Origin of the sequence: Streptomyces sp. NBC_00989 (assembly GCF_045162655.1) — a bacterium.
Classification (GTDB): domain Bacteria; phylum Actinomycetota; class Actinomycetes; order Streptomycetales; family Streptomycetaceae; genus Streptomyces.
In genome coordinates this window covers 10,263,769-10,281,417 of sequence record NZ_CP108728.1, presented here as the reverse complement: position 1 = coordinate 10,281,417, position 17,649 = coordinate 10,263,769, and the positions used below count along the sequence as shown (strand labels likewise).

The following is a 17,649-nucleotide window of genomic DNA, read 5'->3' as shown; positions in this document are numbered from 1 at the left end:
ACCGGCGAAGGCTTCGGCATCAACCCGCGTACCACGAGGTGGGGGCACAGCAGCGCCATGGCACAGGGCACGGTCCAGGTGACGCACACCGGTACATCGAGGTGGCGGCGCCGCACAGGTGAGTACGCGTCGCTCGCCGCCGCTCTGGAGGCCGCGGCCGAGGGGGACGTCCTCACCGTCGCTCCCGGCACCTACCGGGAGAACCTCGTCGTGCAGCGGTCGGTGACCCTGCGCGGCCCCGAGGGTTCGCCCGGCTCGGTGCGCATCGCGCCCCTGGACGGCGTGCCGCTGACCGTCCGCGCCTCCGCCGTGGTCCAGGACCTGCATGTGGAGGGCCAGGACTCGGCCGCGCCCGCGCTCCTTGTCGAGGACGGCGCACCGGAGTTGACGGACCTTCGCATCGTCACACGCTCCGCGTCCGGCATCGAGGTGCGCGGCGGTGCCCGCCCCACCGTGCGGCGCTGCACCGTCGACAACCCGGCCGGCATCGGGATCGCCGTACTCGACGGCGGTGGCGGGGTGTTCGAGGAGTGCGAGGTCGTCTCGGCCGGGCAGGCGGGCGTCGCGGTCCGCGGCGGCGGCCACCCGCGTCTGGAGCGCTGCCGTATCCACCACGCGTCGGGGGTGGGTCTGTCCGTGACGGGTGAGAACTCCGCGCTGGAGGCGGTGGGTTGTGAGGTCTACGAGACGCGGGGCAGCGGCGTCCAGATCACCGGCCGGGCCACCGCGCACCTCACCGACTGCGATGTGCACCGTACGACTGCGGACGGCGTCACGCTCGACACGGACGCGGTGCTGACGCTGGCCGACTGCCGCATCCACGACATCCCGGAGAACGCGGTGGACCTGCGTTCCCGTTCGGTGCTGACGCTGACCCGGACGACGGTGCGTCAGTTCGGGCGTAACGGACTGTCGGTGTGGGACCCGGGCACGCGCGTGGACGCCAACCAGTGCGAGATCTTCGACAGCACGGGCGACTATCCGGCGGTGTGGGTCAGCGACGGCGCGACCGTGGTCCTGGACTCGTGCCGGGTGCACGACGTACCGGACGCGCTGTTCGTGCTCGACCGCGGCTCGCGCGCGGACGTTGTCGACAGCGACATCTCCCAGGTCCGCAACACGGCCGTGTCGGTGAGCGACGGTGCCACCGCGCAGCTCGACGACTGCCGGATCCGGGACGCGGCCACGGGCGCGTGGTTCCGCGACCACGGCAGCGGCGGCACCCTGAACAACTGCACGGTGGACGCCACCCAGACCGGCGTGATCGTCACCAAGGGCGCCGACCCCACCATCGAGCGCTGCACGGTCGACTCCCCCGCCGAGGCGGGCTTCTACGTCTCCGCGGGCGGCCGTGGCACCTTCCTCGGCTGCCGTGTGACGGGCAGCGGCGGCTACGGCTTCCATGTGATCGACGGCTGCCGTACGACGCTGAAGAAGTGCCGTACTGAGCGGTGCGCGCGCGGCGGTTACGAGTTCGCGGACGCCGGTCCGGACGCGGCGCCCGGCACGGGCCCGGTCGTCGAGGACTGCGCGAGCGACGAAAGCGGCCTCAAGCCGCCCACCGCCCACGAGACGGCCGTGGAGACGGCGAGCCAGTCGACCAGCGTGCTGGGCGCGATCCCCGGCCAGCGCACGGCCGAGCAGAACCCGCTGATCACCGCGACGGACGCGGAGAAGGAGTCCCGCTCCTCCAAGGCCGTCCTCGGTGAACTCGACGCGCTGGTCGGCCTGGACAGCGTCAAGCGCGAGGTGCGCGCGCTCACCGACATGATCGAGGTGGGCCGCCGCCGCCAGCAGGCCGGCCTCAAGGCTGCTTCCGTCAAACGGCACCTGGTCTTCACCGGCTCCCCCGGCACCGGCAAGACGACGGTCGCGCGGCTCTACGGCGAGATCCTCGCCTCGCTCGGGGTCCTGGAGAAGGGGCATCTCGTCGAGGTGTCCCGGGTCGACCTGGTCGGCGAGCACATCGGTTCCACCGCGATCCGCACCCAGGAGGCCTTCGACAAGGCGCGCGGCGGAGTCCTGTTCATCGACGAGGCGTACGCCCTCTCTCCGGAGGACTCGGGACGCGACTTCGGTAAAGAAGCCATCGACACGCTCGTGAAGCTGATGGAGGACCACCGCGACGCGGTCGTGGTGATCGTCGCGGGCTACACGGCGGAGATGGAGCGGTTCCTGTCCGTCAACCCCGGTGTGGCGTCCCGTTTCTCACGGACCATCACCTTCAGCGACTACAACGCCGAGGAACTGCTCAGGATCGTCGAGCAGCAGGCCGAGGAGCACGAGTACCGGCTGGCCGAGGGCGCGCCCGAGGGGCTGACGAAGTACTTCACGGCGATCCCGAAGGGCGCCGCGTTCGGCAACGGCCGTACCGCGCGGCAGACCTTCGAGGCGATGGTGGAGCGGCACGCGAGCCGGGTCGCCCAGTTCGAGGAGCCGAGCACGGACGACCTGACCCTGCTCTACGCGGACGACCTGCCCGAGCTGCCCTGAGGCGGCACCTCGGGCCGCAGCCGGGCCAGCAGCCGCTCGCGCTCCTCGGCGAACACCGGGTCGGCCTGGTAGTCGGAGTGGCCGAGGATCGGCGCGGGCAGCGGATGCCGTGCCGTACGGCCGTACTCCAGTGGGTCCTTGAGGGGTGGTTCGTGGTCGACCTCCGGGCCGCAGTCGCCGGACACGCGCACCGGGCCGCCGATGGGGTCGGTGAGCCGGTACAGATTGCGCCAGCAGTCGACCTCGCGGTGCAGCCGGCTGAGCGCGGCCGGTCCGAAGTGGGCCGGGAACCAGCGGCCGTAGAGACGCTCCAGGGGTGAGCCGTAGGTGAGCAGGGCGACGCGTTTGCGCTGGGCGGGCTTGAGTTGCCAGGCCGCGGCTGCGGCGAGGACGCTGCCCTGGGAGTGGCCCGAGAGGACTAGGCGGCCGCCGGTGGCGCGGGTCCAGGTGGCGATCCGCCAGGTCAGGTCGGGCACCGCGCGCTCGGCGTAGCAGGGCGGGGCGAAGGGGTGGGCGGCGCGCGGCCAGAACGTGCCGACGTCCCACAGGATGCCGATGGTGCGCCGCGCGGAGGCGTCCTTGTAGGCGCGCCTGCCCCAGGTGACGAAGAGTATGAAGCCGAGCCCGATCAGCCAGGAGCCGAGGCCCTGTGAGGTCTGGGCGGCGCCGTGCACGAAGGCGTGGCCCTCCTCCCCGGCCCGTTCCGGTGTCCGGTTGGTGGTGAAGGCGCCGACGAGCGCTCCGGCGCCCAGCAGCAGGGTCGCGGTGGAGACGACGGCGGCGAGGAGGGGGCCGCGGTCGGTGAGCGCGGCCATCGCGCGCGTGCTCGCGATCCGGGCGGTGCGCGCCCGGTCCTTCCGCTCGCCCGGGTAGTCGTCCGCCACCGCGGCCAGTTCGCTGCGGCGCAGCCGCCAGGTGCGGTGGCCGAGTGCGGCGCACAGGACGAGGACGACGACGAGCAGGGTCGGGATCACCGAGGCCTGCCAGGTGAGCAGGACGGGCGGGCCCGCGATGGACGTTCCGGTGCCGTCCAGCCAGTCGGAGACCCGCTGGGAGACCCCGCCGGACATCACGCCGCCCAGGGCGCAGGCCAGCATCGCCACGGCCGGTCCGCCGAGGCCGTGCATCGCGGAACGCGGGTCGGGGTGGGTGCGGTAGAGCAGGTGGGCGACGACAGCGAGGGCGACCACCAACAGGCCCTGGACCAGGGCGATTCCGCCGAAGGCGGTGTCTCCGGGCAGCCGCCCGGACGACTGCCACCCGGGGCGCGACCAGCCGGCGTACAGCAGGGCGAGGGCGAGCAGCAGGAGCGCGCCGAGCGGCAGGCGTCGTACGAGACGGCGGTCGAGGGCCTGGTCGAGACGGTTCTCGCTGCGGCCGCGACGGCACACTACGTAGACCACGACGAACGCGAGGCCGGCGAGCGCGATCTCCAGGAGTACGCCGAGACCGGCCAGCGGGTCGGAGCCGTCGGGCCCGCGGTCGAAGCGGGCCGCCGTGACGGTGACGGCCGCGGCGACCGTCAGGAGGCCGGCCGCCGTGTGGGCGGCGCGCAGTCGGGCCACCAGGCGGCGGCCGTACCAGAAGCCGGGGCGGCCCAGAGCGCTGTGGCCGGTCTCGTCGTCGGGCTCGGGTCGGCGGGACATCGGCTGCTGCGACTCGTACTCGCTCCAGGTGCGGCGGGAGAGGTACCAGAGGAGGACGGTGAGCGCGCTCGGCACCAGGGCGGCGAGCGCGAGACGGCGGCCGGGGCGGCTCCACCAGCTGTCGTGCGACATCGCGGGCGACAGGAAGCCCAGCCATGTGTGCCGTTCGGCGCACGCGCGCGTGCCGGCGCACTGCCAGGCGGCCAGGTCGAGGGCGACCTCGCAGGCGGCCGCGACGAGCAGCACGGTCAGGGTCAGTCCGGCGAGCCGCACCAGCAGGCCGTAGAAACGCACCGTCCGTTGCCGGCCGCGGGCGGTGGGGCGCATCCAGTGCGCGAGGTTGACGACCATGAAGGGCAGCAGCAACAGCCACAGGGCGCGCGTGCCGTTGCCCGAGGTGAGGTTGCACCAGACGTAGGCCTCGCGGATCGGTCCGGTGCGCTGGTCGGCGGGCCGGGACTCGGCGTCGACGTCGGCGGCGCGCCGGAAGACGGCCGCCGTGTCGTCGCCGGTGATCCGCACCGTGCGTGGATCGCCGAGCATCTCCTCGGGTGTGGTGCCTCCGACTCCGTGGACCAGGAGTTCCAGGGCGGGTTCGGTCTGATCGGGCCGTCCGGCCAGGCTCTTCGCCTCGCTCGTGACGGCGTGTTCCTGTACACGCTCCACTGTTCGCACATCCCCCGTGACGCACTGTCTGTCTGTGTCCGTGTGCACACCAGGATCGTCCTTTCCGACGCGTCGCACACGCCCCGTCACCGAATCTCCCCCGATCGGTATGACACGCGAGGGACGGATGATGACCGAATGACATGTGCGCGTCGGGACAGGCGGTGGCGCGGGGCTTGCGGGGGCGTGCGAGTATTGGGGCGTCCGCGCACCGCAGCCGGGAAGAATCTCCTGGTCGGGGCGGGCGCGCGGGCAGTCTGACGGGTTGCGGCGAAAGGACCGGAGCGTACGTGAGTGAGAATCAGAACCTCCTCGCGGAGCAGCGGCGCGCCCTGATCCTCGACGAGGTCCGACGCCGCGGTGGCGTCCGCGTCAACGAACTGACCCGCAAGCTGGGCGTGTCGGACATGACCGTCCGCCGCGATCTCGACGCGCTGGCCCGCCAGGGCGTCCTGGAGAAGGTGCACGGCGGAGCGGTCCCGGTCGTCGAGGCGAGCACGCACGAGCCGGGCTTCGAGGCGAAGTCGGGGCTGGAGCTGACCGCCAAGGAGGACATCGCGCGGGCGGCGGCGGAGTTGGTGGCGCCGGGTACGGCGATCGCGCTCTCGGGCGGTACGACGACGTACGCGCTCGCGCACCATCTCCTTGAGGTCCCCGACCTCACCGTGGTCACCAACTCGGTGCGGGTGGCTGACGTGTTCCACGCGGCGCAGCGGACGTCGGGGCAGCGGCAGGGCGCGGCGACGGTCGTACTGACCGGCGGAGTGCGCACCCCCTCCGACTCGCTGGTGGGACCGGTGGCCGACCAGGCGATCGCGGCGCTCCACTTCGACATGCTGTTCCTCGGTGTGCACGGCATATCGATCGAGGCCGGCCTGTCGACACCGAACCTCGCGGAGGCCGAGACCAACCGCCGGCTCGTGCAGTCCGCACGGCGGGTCGTGGTCGTCGCAGACCACACCAAGTGGGGGACGGTGGGCCTGAGTTCGTTCGCCGCGCTGGAACAGGTCGACACGTTGGTGACGGACGCGGGGTTGCCGGTCGAGGCGCGTGCGGACATCTCCGAGCATCTGCGGCTCATGGTGGCGGGCGAAGCCGGTGACGGGGCAGACATCTGATGCCCCGTCAGCTAGGGTGACGCCTTCCCTGACCCCAACTGCCGTCGCGTAGCGGAGGTTTGACCATGGCTCACCGTCTGCGTCCGGTGGGGATCGACTTCGTCGAGACCGCGCCCGTACGACTGGTCTTCGCGCGGGAGGTCGCCGCGCCGCCCGACGCCGTGTTCAGTGCGCTCGCCGAGGATGTGGCCGGCTGGAGCGAGTGGTTCTCCGCGGTGACGGCCGCACGGCCGACCGGGGACGGGGCGGGGCGGGAGATTCGGCTGCGGGGTGGGACGCGGTTCGACGAGACCGTGTTGGTGGCCAAGTCGCCGGAGACGTACGCGTATCGCGTCGACGTGACGAACGCGCCCGGGATTCGGGCGTTGGTCGAGGAGTGGCGGTTGACTCCCGTCGGGGGTGGGACTCGGGTTCAGTGGACGTTCGCCGCGGATGGGGCCGCGGTGTTTCGGGGGGTGTTGCGGTTGGCGCGGCCCGGGTTGGGGAGGGCGTTCAAGGATGCGGTGACGGCGCTGGATCGGCGGCTGGCCGGCTAGGGGTTCCTTGGGATGTGTGTCGGCCGCGGGTCCGTTGTGGCTGGTCGCGCCCACGCGGCGGAGCCGCACATCGATACGGCCCCGCGCCCCTGGAGTTGCCCAACTGGCGTTCATTCAGATCAGGTTGGCCAGACTCCCGTTGCCAGGAGCGAGGTGATCGCCTTGCTGTACGGGGTGATGTCCAGGCCCTGTGCGGTCAGCCACGTGTCCGAGTAGTACTTGTCGAGGTAGCGGTCGCCCGGGTCGCACAACAGGGTTACCACGCTGCCCTGTTGGCCCGTTGACACCATCTCGGCGATGATTTTCAGGGCGCTCCAGAGGCCGGTGCCGGTGGAGCCGCCCGCCTTGCGGCCGATGGCTTGTTCCAGGGCTCTCACGGCGGCGACGCTGGCCGCGTCCGGGACCTTCATCATGCGGTCGATGGCGCCGGGGACGAAGCTCGGTTCCATACGGGGGCGGCCGATGCCCTCGATACGGGAGCCGCAGTCGCGGGTGACGTCCGGATCGCCGGTGGTCCAGCCCTCGAAGAAACAGGAGTTCTCCGGGTCGGCGACGCAGACGCGGGTGTCGTGCTGCATGTAGTGGACATAGCGCGCGAGGGTCGCCGAGGTACCGCCGGTGCCGGCCGTGGCGACGATCCACGCGGGTTCCGGGAAGCGCTCCAACTCCAGCTGGCGGAAGATGGATTCGGCGATGTTGTTGTTGCCGCGCCAGTCCGTGGCCCGCTCCGCGTAGGTGAACTGGTCCATGTAGTGGCCGCCGGTCTCCACCGCGAGGGCGGCCGACTCCTCGTACATCTTGCGCGGGTCGTCCACGAAGTGGCACTGCCCGCCGTGGAATTCGATCAGGCGGATCTTCTCGGCGCTGGTCGTGCGGGGCATGACCGCGATGAAGGGGACCCCGATCAGTTTGGCGAAGTACGCCTCGGAGACGGCCGTGGAACCGCTGGACGCCTCGATCACCGGGCGGGTGGGCCGGATCCAGCCGTTGCAGAGGCCGTAGAGGAAGAGGGAGCGGGCGAGGCGGTGTTTGAGGCTGCCGGTGGGGTGGGTCGACTCGTCCTTCAGGTACAGGTCGATGCCCCACTTCTCCGGGAGCGGGAACCGGAGCAGGTGTGTGTCGGCGGAGCGGTTGGCGTCGGCCTGGACCTTGCGGACGGCTTCTTTGAGCCAGTTCCGGTAGGCGGTGTCGCTGCGGTCGACGTCGAGGGTGGCACCGGTCAGGGCCTGTGGGGTGGTGCTCACGGTGGGGCTCCTTACGCGTTGCGCCGACGGCGTCTCGCGCGGCCGACACCTCGATCATAGGCACCTTCCGCACGCTTCTCACCTGCATAAACACACCTTTGGGCGGCTCAAAGGCGGACCTGGGGCAGGGCTTCGGCGGGCTCACGACGGAGTCGCCTCGGGTTTGCGGTGGGTTTGCGACGAGCCGTGGGCGGGCCGTCGGCGGGGCTTGGGGGCGCACTCGCGCGAGTGCTCCGGATACTCACCGTGACCGGGCGGTACGTACTGGTGCTCGACGGCCCAGGCGGGCAGACTGCACCGGAGCGGGACGAACGTCCTGAACGGGGGCGCACACTGGATCACCAGATGTCCTGGACCAAGGGGGCGGGGAAGCATGGCGGAGCCGGAGTTCACGGCCACGGGCGTGCGGATCGGGAAGCGGCTGCGGTCGCTCACCCGGGCCGGACAGGTCCGGATCAATGACGGCAGGCTGGAGTTGCTCACCAGTTACGGCAGCGAGATCGACAGCGCGCCGGTGCAGGCGGTGCGTGCGTCGAAACCATGGTTCGCCCCTGAGGATCGGGCGTTGGCCGACCTCAACGGCAACAGGTATCTGCTGACCCTCGGCGAACACGACCCCGCGCCCGGGCAGCCGGGGCCACCCGCGGCACGACGGTTCATCGAGGCCGTGCGCAAGGCGGCGGGGCGGGGCGGCTGAACCTCGCGGCGGGTTCTCCGCGCGGTGGAGCGGCCGATCCGTGGGGCTGGAGTGGCCATACGGTGGAATGGCCGGTCCGTGGGGGTGGAGCGGCCATGCGGTGGAGTGGCCGGTCCGCGCCGTGGAGTGGTTCGTCCGGGCCGCGCAGCGGCTGTTCCGCGCCATTGAAGAGCAGTTGCCGGCCGCGAGTTGCGGGACCGCGGCCCCTGAGTCACTCTGGTCTCACGTCACTCTGGGTTTACCGGCGATAACGCTGCGAACCAGCCCGCCGGACACAACAGCAGGCGGCCTTTCCTTGACCACCCTGCTGGATCCGAACTCCGTGTTCTTCCGGACCTCAGTCGGGGAGTCGCAGCCGTGATCAGTCACCCAAGCAGGCACTGCACGGTGGAGCTCCAAGCCCTGCCGTCGCGGATCGGCCAGGTCCGCAGAATCGTATCTGCGCAATTGCGCTACTGGCATCTGGACCCTCTGATAGACCGGGCCGCGCTCGGTGTCACAGAGCTCCTCACCAACGTCCACCGGCATGCCCAGCCCGACAAGACGTGCGTCGTCGAGATCGAGCTGCTGCTGGACCAGCTCATGGTCTCGGTGCACGACCACGATCCCCGGCTTCCGGTCGTGGGCGACATCGACGAGGTCTCCCCTACGGCCACTTGTGGGCGCGGGCTCGCGATGGTCGCCGCCGTGAGCGAGAACTGGGGGGTGCGGCCGGACGGAGAGTCCGGGAAGGTCGTGTGGTTCACGTTGACCGCGCCTGCGCCGGCGACGCCTGCGGCGCCTGCACCGGCTCGTCCGCCGCGTCGTGCGGCGGCGGAGAAGCCCGCGCACCGGTTCGTCACCGAGGTCGAGCACCCGGTCGACGGTCATCGGCCCCAACACGCTCCCGCCCGGTCCGCCGTTGCCGGTTGATCGGGCGGTGATTCGTTGCGGGGGGGGTGGCTATTGGGTGCCTGGGGCTGTGTCGAGGAAACGTGCCCTGGCCTGTGTTGAGAAGACAGGTGCCCTAGCCGGTGTTGTGGACGGCGGGACGGCCGGGTCTGGCTTCAGATGGCGACTCACCTTGGTGAAAGCTCGCGATACCGGACCGGTGTTGTGAACTCACCCACGCGGGCACCTCTTTTGGTTCGGTCGCCTACGAGGCGCTGGGAGCCGGTGTCGAGAGCCCCACCGTGCTCGACCCTTCGGGCCTCCGCGCGCTGGGGCTCTCGACACCGGCGCGCCCCTACGGCTCCCTCTCGGCCGTCGGCGTGGGGACAGTGGGACTTGGTGGGCCCTCGCCGCTTGTGAGAGTGGACGCCGTGAGTTTCTCTACCCGGGTCAGATCACTCGGTGGCGATCGCCCGCAGTACGTCCAGCCTGGCCGCGCGGCGTGCCGGGCGTAGGCCCGCGAGAGCGCCTGCGGCTACGCCCACCAGGGCCACCACCACGAGTTGGACGGGCGGGAGCGCGAAGGCGAAGGCGCTGTCGCTCGCGCCGTCCGAGGCCTTGACCAGGACCCAGCCCAGGAAGGCGCCGAGGGCGAGGCCGCCGAGCGTGCCGAAGCCTGCTACCAGGACCGACTCCCAGCGGACCATCGCCCGGAGTTGGGAACGGGTCTGGCCGACCGCCCTCAACAGGCCCAGTTCGCGGGTGCGTTCGTGGATCGCCAGGGTGAGGGTGTTGGCGATGCCGAGCAGGGCGATCAGGACCGCCAGGGCCAACAGGGCGTAGACGAGGGTCAGCATCATGTCGATGCCGCCGGCCGAGGACTGTGCGTATTCGTGGCGGGTCTGGACTTGTGGGTTGCCGTATTGGGCAGCGATCCGCTCGACCGCCGCTTTGCCCTTGGCCGTGCTCACGCCCTTCTTGAAGGAGACGGCGACCAGTGTGTCGGAGTCCTGGGTGCGGTGGGGGGCCCAGGCGGCTCGGGTGATGACGTAGTCGCCGGCGAGTTCGGACTGGCCGTAGACCGCGCGGACCGTGAAGGTCTGCTTCTTGCCGTCGGTGAAGGCCAGTTGGGCCTTGCTGCCGGTGGTCAGGTGTTGGCGGTCGGCCTCCGTCCTGGTGATGGCGATGCCGTCGGTGCCGAGGGCGCGGAGTGAGCCCTGGATGGTGCCCAGGTCGAAGGTGCGGGCCAGGGCGGTGGGGTCCGTCACCGTCAACGCCCTTCCCTTGCCGTCCACTTCGGCCACTCCGCGGCCGAGTCCCACTGCCGTGTCCACCTCGGGCAGCTTGCCGATGGCCGGGGCGAGTCGGGGGCTCAGGCCGCTGCCGCCCGCGCCGAAGGACGGGGTGCTGACGGCCACGTCACCGGCGAAGGACCGGGACACCGTCTGGTCCATCGTGGCCTTCAACGAGGCGCCGAACACGGTGAACAGGGACACCACGGCCACGCCGATCATCAGCGCGCTCGCGGTGGCGGCCGTACGGCGGGGGCTGCGCAGGGCGTTGCGTCGGGCGAGTGCGCCCGTGACGCCGCGCAGTCGGTCCAGAGGGCTGCCGAGGACGCGTACCGCCGTGGAGGAGGCGACGGGGCCGAGGACGACGAAGGCGACCAGGGCCAGTACCGCGCCAAGTCCCGCCAGCAGCAAGGACGGTGAGATCAGCACTCCGGTGAGGGTGGCCCCCATCGCGAAGGCGGCGAGGGCCAGTCCTGTCACCGCTCGGACACGGGACGCGCCTGTCTGATCCACGGCCGTCTCGCGCAGCGCCGCCAGGGGTGCGGTGCGGCCCGCTCGTACCGCCGGCATGAGTGCGGAGCCCAGGCAGACGATGATGCCGACTGCGAGGGGCAGGACCATGGAGAGTGTCCGGATCACCAAGTCGCCCTCGGGGAACGGGAATCCGATCGCCGGGAACAGCAGCTTCAGTCCGGCCGCGATGCCGATGCCGCCCGCCAGTCCGGCGGTCGACGCGGTGACCGCGACGACGCTCGCCTCGGTGACGGTGGCTGCGGTGACCTGGCGGCGGGAGGCGCCGAGGGCGCGCAACAGGGCGTTCTCCCGGGTGCGTTGGGCGATGACGATCGCGAACGTGTTGCTGATGGAGAAGGTCGCGACCAGCAGGGCGATGCCGGAGAACACCAGGAGGAAGGTGGTGAAGATGGTGAGGAACTGGGACGAGATCATGTCCGTGTTCTCTTGCGCCGACTGTTGACCCGTGATCGCCTCAACTCCCTTGGGGAGGACGGGAGTCAGGTTGTTGACCAGTGCCTGCTGACTTACGCCCGGGCCTGCTCGTACCTGGATGCTCGCCGCCTCGCCCGGCTTCGCGGTGAGGTACTTCTCGGCGTCGGACAGCGTCATGCCGGTGAACGTCACCTGTGCCATGCCGTCCTCGCCGCCGAAGGTCGCGAGGCCGACGATCGTCACCTTGACGGGGTCGGGGGTGCGCAGGGTCGTCGTGTCGCCGATCGTCAAGTGGCCCTTGTCGGCGGCGCCTCGGTTGATGACAACCTCGCCCGAGCGGGCAGGAGTTCGGCCTTCCGCGAGCCGGTACGGGTTGAGCTTCGGGTCGGTGATCCAGTTGCCGGCGAGGGTGGGCGGGCCCTTGCCGCCGATGGCCCCGCCGTTGGCGCCGACGAGTTGGCCCGCGCCCTGGATGCTGGGGGCGGCGGCCGCGACGCCGGGGACCTGGTCGATGGTCTTCACCAGGGCCGTGCTCACGGGCTGCCGTACGCCCTGGCTCTCGCCGGGTGTCGTGATGGCGTCGGCGCTGCGGACGACCGCGTCCGTGCCGCTGGTCGCGTCGCCGAACATGGTGTCGAAGTTGGCGCGCAGGGTGTCGCCCATGACGAGGGTCCCGGCGAGGAAGGCGACCCCGAGGAACACGGCGAGGAACGTACCGGCGAAGCGCCTTTTGTGGGCCCGCAGGGAGGACATGCTCAGGCGTACGGACGCGTTCATGACCTCACGTCCTCGAAGGCCTTCAGGCGGTCCAGGACCTTCTCCGCCGTGGGGTCCTGCATACGGTCCACGAGGCGGCCGTCCGCGAGGAAGACGACCTCGTCGGCGTGGGCGGCGGCCACCGGGTCGTGGGTCACCATCACGACCGTGCGGTCCGTCTGCCGTACGGCACGGCGGAGCAGTCCGAGGACCTCGCCGCCGGAGCGGGAGTCGAGGTTGCCGGTCGGCTCGTCGGCGAAGACGACCTCCGGCCGACCCGCGAACGCCCGTGCCACGGCGACGCGTTGCTGCTGACCGCCGGAGAGTTCCGAGGGGCGGTGGTGGAGGCGGTCGCGCAGGCCGACGACGTCGACGAGTGCGTCGATCCACTCCTGGTCGCCGCTGGCTCCGGAGAGGTCCAGGGGGAGGGTGATGTTCTCGGCGACGGTCAGCGTCGGGATCAGGTTGAAGGCCTGGAAGACGAAGCCGACGCGGTCGCGGCGGAGGAGGGTGAGGCGTCGGTCGTCGAGGGAGCCGAGTTCCGTGTCGCCGATGTACGCGGCGCCTGAGGTGAGTGTGTCGAGTCCGGCCGCGCAGTGCATCAGGGTCGACTTGCCGGAGCCCGAGGGGCCCATGATCGCGGTGAAGCGGCCGACCGGGAAGTCGACGCTCACCCCGTCCAGGGCGCGTACGGCGGTGTCGCCGACGCCGTACACCTTGACGGCGTCGACGACCCGCGCGGCCGTGCGGGTGGTGGTCACGGAGGTCATGCCGGGCCCCCGCCCTTGCCGGTGCGGCCGAACTGCTCGTCCAGGACGGACAGGCGGCGCCAGTACTCGTCCTCGTCGATCTCGCCGGAGGCGAAGCGGCGGCCGAGGACGGCGAGCGGGGAGTCGCCGGTGGGGCGGGGGTCGGCCATCGCGCGCCACGGTCCGCCGCGCCCGATCCCGCGGCCGCGCCAGGCGGTGCGGCGCAGCACGGTCACCACGCCGACCACCACGGCCGCCCAGATCAGCGGGAAGAACAGGATCCACGGGCCGGGGCCGCCGCCGTTCCAGTTCGCCAGAGTCTGCATGTCGATTCATCTCCAAGAGGTCCGGAGCCCCGAAGGGGGCTTCCTGCTGGTCCGGTGATGTCCGGTGATGTATCGAGACTGGCTCCGGGGAGGGGTCCGGGTCGTCGTACGGCCAGCGGCTGTGTGCGTACCTCCCGGGGAGTACGCGGGTGCGTTTTGGCTGCTCCCCGTCCGCCGATAACCGTTCGACTTCTGTACCTACTAGTATGTACAGTCCTCGTATGAGCACCCCGGAGCGACTGATCGAGTCCACTCGCGAGCTGTTGTGGGAGCGCGGCTACGTCGGCACCAGCCCCAAGGCGATCCTGGAGCGGGCCGGTGCCGGGCAGGGCAGCATGTACCACCACTTCAAGGGCAAGCCGGAGCTGGCGCTGGTGGCGATCCGGCGGACAGCCGAGGAGTTGTTGGCCACCGCCGTGGGAGTACTCGACGGGCCGGGCACGCCGTACGAGCGGATCGAGGCGTATCTGCGGCGCGAGCGGGATGTGCTGCGCGGGTGTCCGGTCGGGCGGCTGACGATGGATCCGGACGTGATCGCCAGCGCCGAGCTGCGGGAGCCGGTGGACGCGACGCTCGACGCGATCCGCGAGCGGCTCGCCGGAATCGTCGAAGAGGGCAAGGAACAGGGCCAGTTCGGGCCGCAGTTGGACGGTGAGGAGATCGCCGCCACGATCCTCGCTACCGTGCAGGGCGGGTATGTCCTGGCCCGCGCGTCCGGGTCGCCGGCCGCCTTCGACGTCGGTGTCCGGGGACTGCTCTCTCTTCTCTCACCCTCCTGAGGAGGCATGTGATGCACGCGATGAACTACGAACTCACCCTTCCCGCCGACTACGACATGGACATCGTCCGGGACCGGGTCGCCCGCGTCGGGCATCTGCTCGACGACTGGGACGGGCTCGGTTTCAAGGCGTATCTGCTGCGTGAGCGCGGGGTGCACGGTTCGCCGGTCAACCAATACGCGCCGTTCTATCTGTGGAACACCGTGGAGGGCATGAACCGCTTCCTCTGGGGCGGCGCCTTCCAGAGGCTCGTCGACGACTTCGGGCGACCGGAGGTGTTGCGGTGGACCGGCCTCGCGTACGAGGAGGGCGGCGCTGCGGGCTCACCGGCGGCCGTCGCCGTGCGGCGGCGTCAACGGATAGCGGGGAGTGGGGAGTTGGCAGCGGTGATGGAGGACGCGGTGCGTGAGACCCGGCGGCTGGCCGGGGAGGACGGTGCGGTCCTCGCGGCGGCGGCCGTCGATCCGCACAGCTGGGAGCTGGTCCACTTCTCGCTCTGGGAGCACGAAACGCCGAAGGCGGAGGGAGACGTGTTCCAGGTGCTGCACCTCTCGGCGCCGGGGCGGGACGGGTTACCGCGAGGGCGGCAGTGGTGAATACCCTCGTCCGTACGGTACTTGGGGATGTGGACCCGCGGCTGCTGGGTATGTGCGACGCGCACGACCATCTCTTCCTCCGCAGCCCGCGACTCCCCGGCCAGGAGCTGGGTGACGCCTCGGCCGCACGGGCCGAGTTGAACGCGTTCCGTTCCGTCGGCGGGGGCAGCATCGTGCAATGGACGCCGTACGGGATGGGGCGACGGGTCGCCGATCTGCCGCCGCTGTCCCGGGAGACGGGTGTGCATGTGGTCTGCGCGACCGGGTTGCACCAAGCGGCGCACTACAGCCCGGAGTTGCTGGAGAGTCTGCGCGGCAGGCTGGCCGAGGTCTTCGTCGCCGAACTGACCGAGAGCGTCGGGCCGTCCGGTGTCCGCGCCGGGATCATCAAGGTCGCGGGTGGCTTCCACGGCCTCGACGCGCACGCCCGCTGGACGATGACCGCCGCGGCCGAGGCCCACGGCGCGACGGGCGCACCGATCGCCGTGCACCTGGAGCTGGGCACGGGCGCCCTCGACGTACTCGAGCTGCTGTGCGGCAAGTTGGGGGTCGAGCCGCACCGGGTGATCCTCGGCCACCTGAACCGCTCCCCCGACCCGGTGGTCCAGCGACAGGCCGCCGATTCGGGCGCCTACCTGGCCTTCGACGGCCCGTCCCGCGCCCACCACGCCACGGACTGGCGGATGCCGGACACGGTCCGGACGCTGGCCGAGGCCGGCTTCGGCGACCGGCTGCTGCTCGGCGGGGACACGGTGGTCGCCGACGCGCGCTCGGTGGACGGCGGCCCGGGGATGCCGTATCTGCTGCGGCGGATGCGGCCACGGCTCGCGGTGGAGCTGGGGGAGGAACTCGTGTGGCGCGTCTTCACGGAGAACCCGGCGCGGGCGTTCGCGGTCGAGTGGCGCTGAGGGAAGGCGGAGGGCGCTGGAAGGAACGGGGAACCATGGCACGCCCCGCGTCAGCGTGAGCAAGGCGCACGCATTCACCACGGCACCCCGCTATGTCGTCGCGCAGAACGCCCGCTCTCCGGAGCCGGTCGCCGAAGGCTGAGAAGGGCCCGCTATGTTCGACGCGGACATCGAACATGTGGAGCTCGTGTGCAGACGACGGTTGAGCCACCCGGAGCGGCGGCGGAAGCGGATGTCGCGGTGACCGGGTGGCCCCGGTCCTGGCCGCTCATGCTGCTCGGGGCGGCTGTCGTTCCGGGGCTGCTCCTGTTCGTCGTCGGGCGGTGGCTGGACGCGCCGGCCGTGCAGGCCTGGCGGACCGTGTGTCTCGCCATCACCACGCAGGCGCTGCCCTTCCTGCTGCTCGGTACGGCTCTGTCGGGGGCGATCAACGCGTTCGTACCGGCGCGGGTGTTCACGAAGGTGCTGCCCAAGCGGGCCGTGTTCGCGGTGCCGGTGGCCGGGATGGCGGGGGTCGTGCTGCCGGGCTGTGAGTGCGCGTCGGTGCCGGTCGCGAACAGTCTGATCGGGCGCGGGGTCACCCCGGCCGCCGCGTTCGCGTTCCTGCTCTCGGCGCCCGCGATCAACCCGGTCGTGCTGACCGCCACCGCGATCGCGTTTCCCGCCAGTCCGGTGATGGTGCTGGCCCGGCTGCTCGCCTCGCTCGCGACCGCCGTGGTGATGGGCTGGCTGTGGCTCTGGCTGGGGCGTGAGGAGTGGCTGCGGCCGGTCGCCCGTCACACCGGACACCGGCCGGGGCACAGCCGCTTCACGGAGTTCCGCACCGGCTTCCAGCACGACTTCCTGCACGCGGGCGGGTTCCTGGTCGTCGGGGCCATGGCGGCGGCGACCTTCAATGTCGCGGTCCCGCGCTCGGTGCTCGACACCTTCGCCGGCTCGCCCTGGCTGTCCGTGCTCTTCCTGGCCGCCCTCGCGATCATCCTCGCGGTCTGTTCCGAGGCCGACGCGTTCGTCGCGTCCTCCCTCACGGGCTTCTCCCCCACCGCCCGGCTCGCTTTCATGGTCGTGGGCCCCATGGTGGACCTGAAGCTGATCGCCCTCCAGGCGGGCACGTTCGGCCGGGCCTTCGCGGCTCGCTTCTCCGCCGCCACGACGGTCGTCGCGGTGCTGTCCAGCGCGCTGATCGGAGCCGTACTGCTGTGAGACGCCCCCTCCAGGTGACCCTGCTCGTCCTCAGCGGCCTGGGCCTGCTGCACGCCTCGCTCTTCACCGACCTGTGCCTGCGCTACGTCAAGTCGAGCATGCGCCCGATGCTCGTCGTGTCCGGGTTCCTGCTGATCCTGCTCGGCATCGCGGAGGCCTGGTCACGGTCACGGCAGAACCCGGGCATGGATGGCCACCACACAGGCCAAGACCACATAGGCGAGAACCACATAGACCAGCACCACACCGAACTCCCCGAAGAGCACACGGGCCACAACCACTCCAAGGTGCCCCGCGTCGCCTGGCTGCTCTTCCTCCCCGCACTCAGCCTCCTCTTCTACGCCCCACCCGCCCTCGGCGCCTACACCGCCTCCCGCGCCGCCACCAAGGCCGTCCCCGTGCAGGACTCCTTCGATCCGCTGCCCGCGACCTCGCCGCTGCCGATGACCCTGACCGACTTCACGACCCGCGTGCAGCAGGACCGCAAGCGGGTCATCAAGGGCCGCACCGTCCAGATGACCGGGTTCGTCACGCCCGACAAGGGGTCCGCCTACTGGGACCTGACCCGGATCATGATCTCGTGCTGCGCGGCGGACGCCCAGTCCATCAAGGTGCGGGTCTACGGCATCCCGGCCCTGTCCGCCAACACCTGGGTGACGATCACCGGGACCTGGCACGCGAGCGGAACCCTGGGGACGAGTTCCGCCGCGGCCGCGCTCGACGGCGTCACCGTCGAGAAGGTCGCCAAGCCGGTGAACGCCTACCAGGACGCTCTGCCGTTCCCGAGCGCGCGCTGAGCCAGGCAACTGAACCAGGCAACCG

At 71.0% G+C, this 17,649-nt stretch carries 15 protein-coding genes; 10 read left to right on the top strand and 5 right to left on the bottom strand.

The window, feature by feature from the left end; genetic code table 11:
* Nucleotides 1–57 precede the first annotated feature (57 nt).
* Complete coding sequence (locus OG714_RS46280; RefSeq protein WP_406130268.1) at nt 58–2,493, top strand: right-handed parallel beta-helix repeat-containing protein; 2,436 nt, start codon at nt 58–60, stop codon at nt 2,491–2,493.
* On the opposite strand, the gene OG714_RS46275 is transcribed toward OG714_RS46280, so the two are convergent.
* Nucleotides 2,463–4,805: a hypothetical protein gene (locus OG714_RS46275; RefSeq protein ID WP_406130266.1), complete on the bottom strand. Its 2,343-nt coding sequence runs from the start codon at nt 4,803–4,805 to the stop codon at nt 2,463–2,465. The genes OG714_RS46280 and OG714_RS46275 overlap by 31 nt on opposite strands.
* 290 nt (nt 4,806–5,095) lie before the next feature.
* Here OG714_RS46275 and OG714_RS46270 point away from each other — a divergent pair, with 290 nt between their 5' ends.
* Both OG714_RS46270 and OG714_RS46265 read left to right on the top strand, forming a co-directional pair.
* The gene (locus tag OG714_RS46270; protein ID WP_406130265.1) at nt 5,096–5,923 is read left to right on the top strand and encodes a DeoR/GlpR family DNA-binding transcription regulator; all 828 of its coding nucleotides are present in this window, start codon (nt 5,096–5,098) and stop codon (nt 5,921–5,923) included.
* Nucleotides 5,924–5,988: 65 nt separating this feature from the next.
* Entirely contained in the window at nt 5,989–6,459 is a 471-nt protein-coding gene (locus tag OG714_RS46265; protein WP_406130263.1) for an SRPBCC family protein, read from the top strand.
* Nucleotides 6,460–6,578: 119 nt separating this feature from the next.
* Here the strand turns inward: OG714_RS46265 and OG714_RS46260 are convergent, their stop codons facing one another.
* Nucleotides 6,579–7,703 carry a PLP-dependent cysteine synthase family protein gene (locus tag OG714_RS46260; protein WP_406130262.1) on the bottom strand — a complete coding sequence of 375 codons (1,125 nt, stop codon included), beginning with the start codon at nt 7,701–7,703 and terminating at the stop codon, nt 6,579–6,581.
* Nucleotides 7,704–8,076: 373 nt separating this feature from the next.
* Between OG714_RS46260 and OG714_RS46255 the strand changes: the two genes are divergently transcribed.
* Together OG714_RS46255 and OG714_RS46250 are read left to right on the top strand one after the other, a co-directional pair.
* On the top strand, nt 8,077–8,400 hold the full coding sequence (locus tag OG714_RS46255; RefSeq protein ID WP_019058105.1) for a hypothetical protein: 324 nt from the start codon (nt 8,077–8,079) through the stop codon (nt 8,398–8,400).
* Nucleotides 8,401–8,757: 357 nt separating this feature from the next.
* The gene (locus OG714_RS46250; RefSeq protein WP_406130260.1) at nt 8,758–9,312 is read left to right on the top strand and encodes an ATP-binding protein; all 555 of its coding nucleotides are present in this window, start codon (nt 8,758–8,760) and stop codon (nt 9,310–9,312) included.
* Nucleotides 9,313–9,725: 413 nt separating this feature from the next.
* On the opposite strand, the gene OG714_RS46245 is transcribed toward OG714_RS46250, so the two are convergent.
* The 3 genes from OG714_RS46245 to OG714_RS46235 are packed head-to-tail and all read right to left on the bottom strand — an operon-like array spanning nt 9,726 to nt 13,341.
* Complete coding sequence (locus OG714_RS46245; protein ID WP_406130259.1) at nt 9,726–12,287, bottom strand: ABC transporter permease; 2,562 nt, start codon at nt 12,285–12,287, stop codon at nt 9,726–9,728.
* Nucleotides 12,284–13,036: an ABC transporter ATP-binding protein gene (locus OG714_RS46240; RefSeq protein WP_406130257.1), complete on the bottom strand. Its 753-nt coding sequence runs from the start codon at nt 13,034–13,036 to the stop codon at nt 12,284–12,286. Before OG714_RS46240 ends, OG714_RS46245 begins: the two co-directional genes overlap by 4 nt.
* Nucleotides 13,033–13,341 carry an SHOCT domain-containing protein gene (locus tag OG714_RS46235; RefSeq protein WP_406130255.1) on the bottom strand — a complete coding sequence of 103 codons (309 nt, stop codon included), beginning with the start codon at nt 13,339–13,341 and terminating at the stop codon, nt 13,033–13,035. The genes OG714_RS46240 and OG714_RS46235 overlap by 4 nt, the downstream gene beginning before the upstream one ends.
* A gap of 221 nt (nt 13,342–13,562) precedes the next feature.
* Here OG714_RS46235 and OG714_RS46230 point away from each other — a divergent pair, with 221 nt between their 5' ends.
* From OG714_RS46230 to OG714_RS46210, 5 genes are all read left to right on the top strand, one after another.
* Complete coding sequence (locus tag OG714_RS46230; RefSeq protein WP_406130253.1) at nt 13,563–14,120, top strand: TetR/AcrR family transcriptional regulator; 558 nt, start codon at nt 13,563–13,565, stop codon at nt 14,118–14,120.
* An 11-nt stretch (nt 14,121–14,131) separates the two neighbouring features.
* Nucleotides 14,132–14,716 (top strand): DUF4865 family protein, encoded by a 585-nt coding sequence (locus OG714_RS46225; protein WP_406130252.1) that lies wholly within the window; start codon nt 14,132–14,134, stop codon nt 14,714–14,716.
* Entirely contained in the window at nt 14,713–15,624 is a 912-nt protein-coding gene (locus OG714_RS46220; protein ID WP_406130250.1) for a phosphotriesterase, read from the top strand. The genes OG714_RS46225 and OG714_RS46220 overlap by 4 nt, the downstream gene beginning before the upstream one ends.
* Nucleotides 15,625–15,813: 189 nt before the next feature.
* Nucleotides 15,814–16,827 carry a permease gene (locus tag OG714_RS46215; protein ID WP_406130249.1) on the top strand — a complete coding sequence of 338 codons (1,014 nt, stop codon included), beginning with the start codon at nt 15,814–15,816 and terminating at the stop codon, nt 16,825–16,827.
* Nucleotides 16,824–17,624 carry a TIGR03943 family putative permease subunit gene (locus OG714_RS46210; RefSeq protein ID WP_406130248.1) on the top strand — a complete coding sequence of 267 codons (801 nt, stop codon included), beginning with the start codon at nt 16,824–16,826 and terminating at the stop codon, nt 17,622–17,624. Before OG714_RS46215 ends, OG714_RS46210 begins: the two co-directional genes overlap by 4 nt.
* Nucleotides 17,625–17,649 lie beyond the last annotated feature (25 nt).

What these genes read in the sequence shown, in the direction of transcription:
- OG714_RS46280 (WP_406130268.1), top strand. Translation starts at nt 58, where the DNA reads ATGGCACAGGGCACGGTCCAGGTGACGCACACCGGTACATCGAGGTGG.
- OG714_RS46265 (WP_406130263.1), top strand. Translation starts at nt 5,989, where the DNA reads ATGGCTCACCGTCTGCGTCCGGTGGGGATCGACTTCGTCGAGACCGCG.
- OG714_RS46255 (WP_019058105.1), top strand. Translation starts at nt 8,077, where the DNA reads ATGGCGGAGCCGGAGTTCACGGCCACGGGCGTGCGGATCGGGAAGCGG.
- OG714_RS46245 (WP_406130259.1), bottom strand. Translation starts at nt 12,287, where the DNA reads ATGAACGCGTCCGTACGCCTGAGCATGTCCTCCCTGCGGGCCCACAAA.
- OG714_RS46240 (WP_406130257.1), bottom strand. Translation starts at nt 13,036, where the DNA reads ATGACCTCCGTGACCACCACCCGCACGGCCGCGCGGGTCGTCGACGCC.
- OG714_RS46235 (WP_406130255.1), bottom strand. Translation starts at nt 13,341, where the DNA reads ATGCAGACTCTGGCGAACTGGAACGGCGGCGGCCCCGGCCCGTGGATC.
- OG714_RS46230 (WP_406130253.1), top strand. Translation starts at nt 13,563, where the DNA reads ATGAGCACCCCGGAGCGACTGATCGAGTCCACTCGCGAGCTGTTGTGG.
- OG714_RS46225 (WP_406130252.1), top strand. Translation starts at nt 14,132, where the DNA reads ATGCACGCGATGAACTACGAACTCACCCTTCCCGCCGACTACGACATG.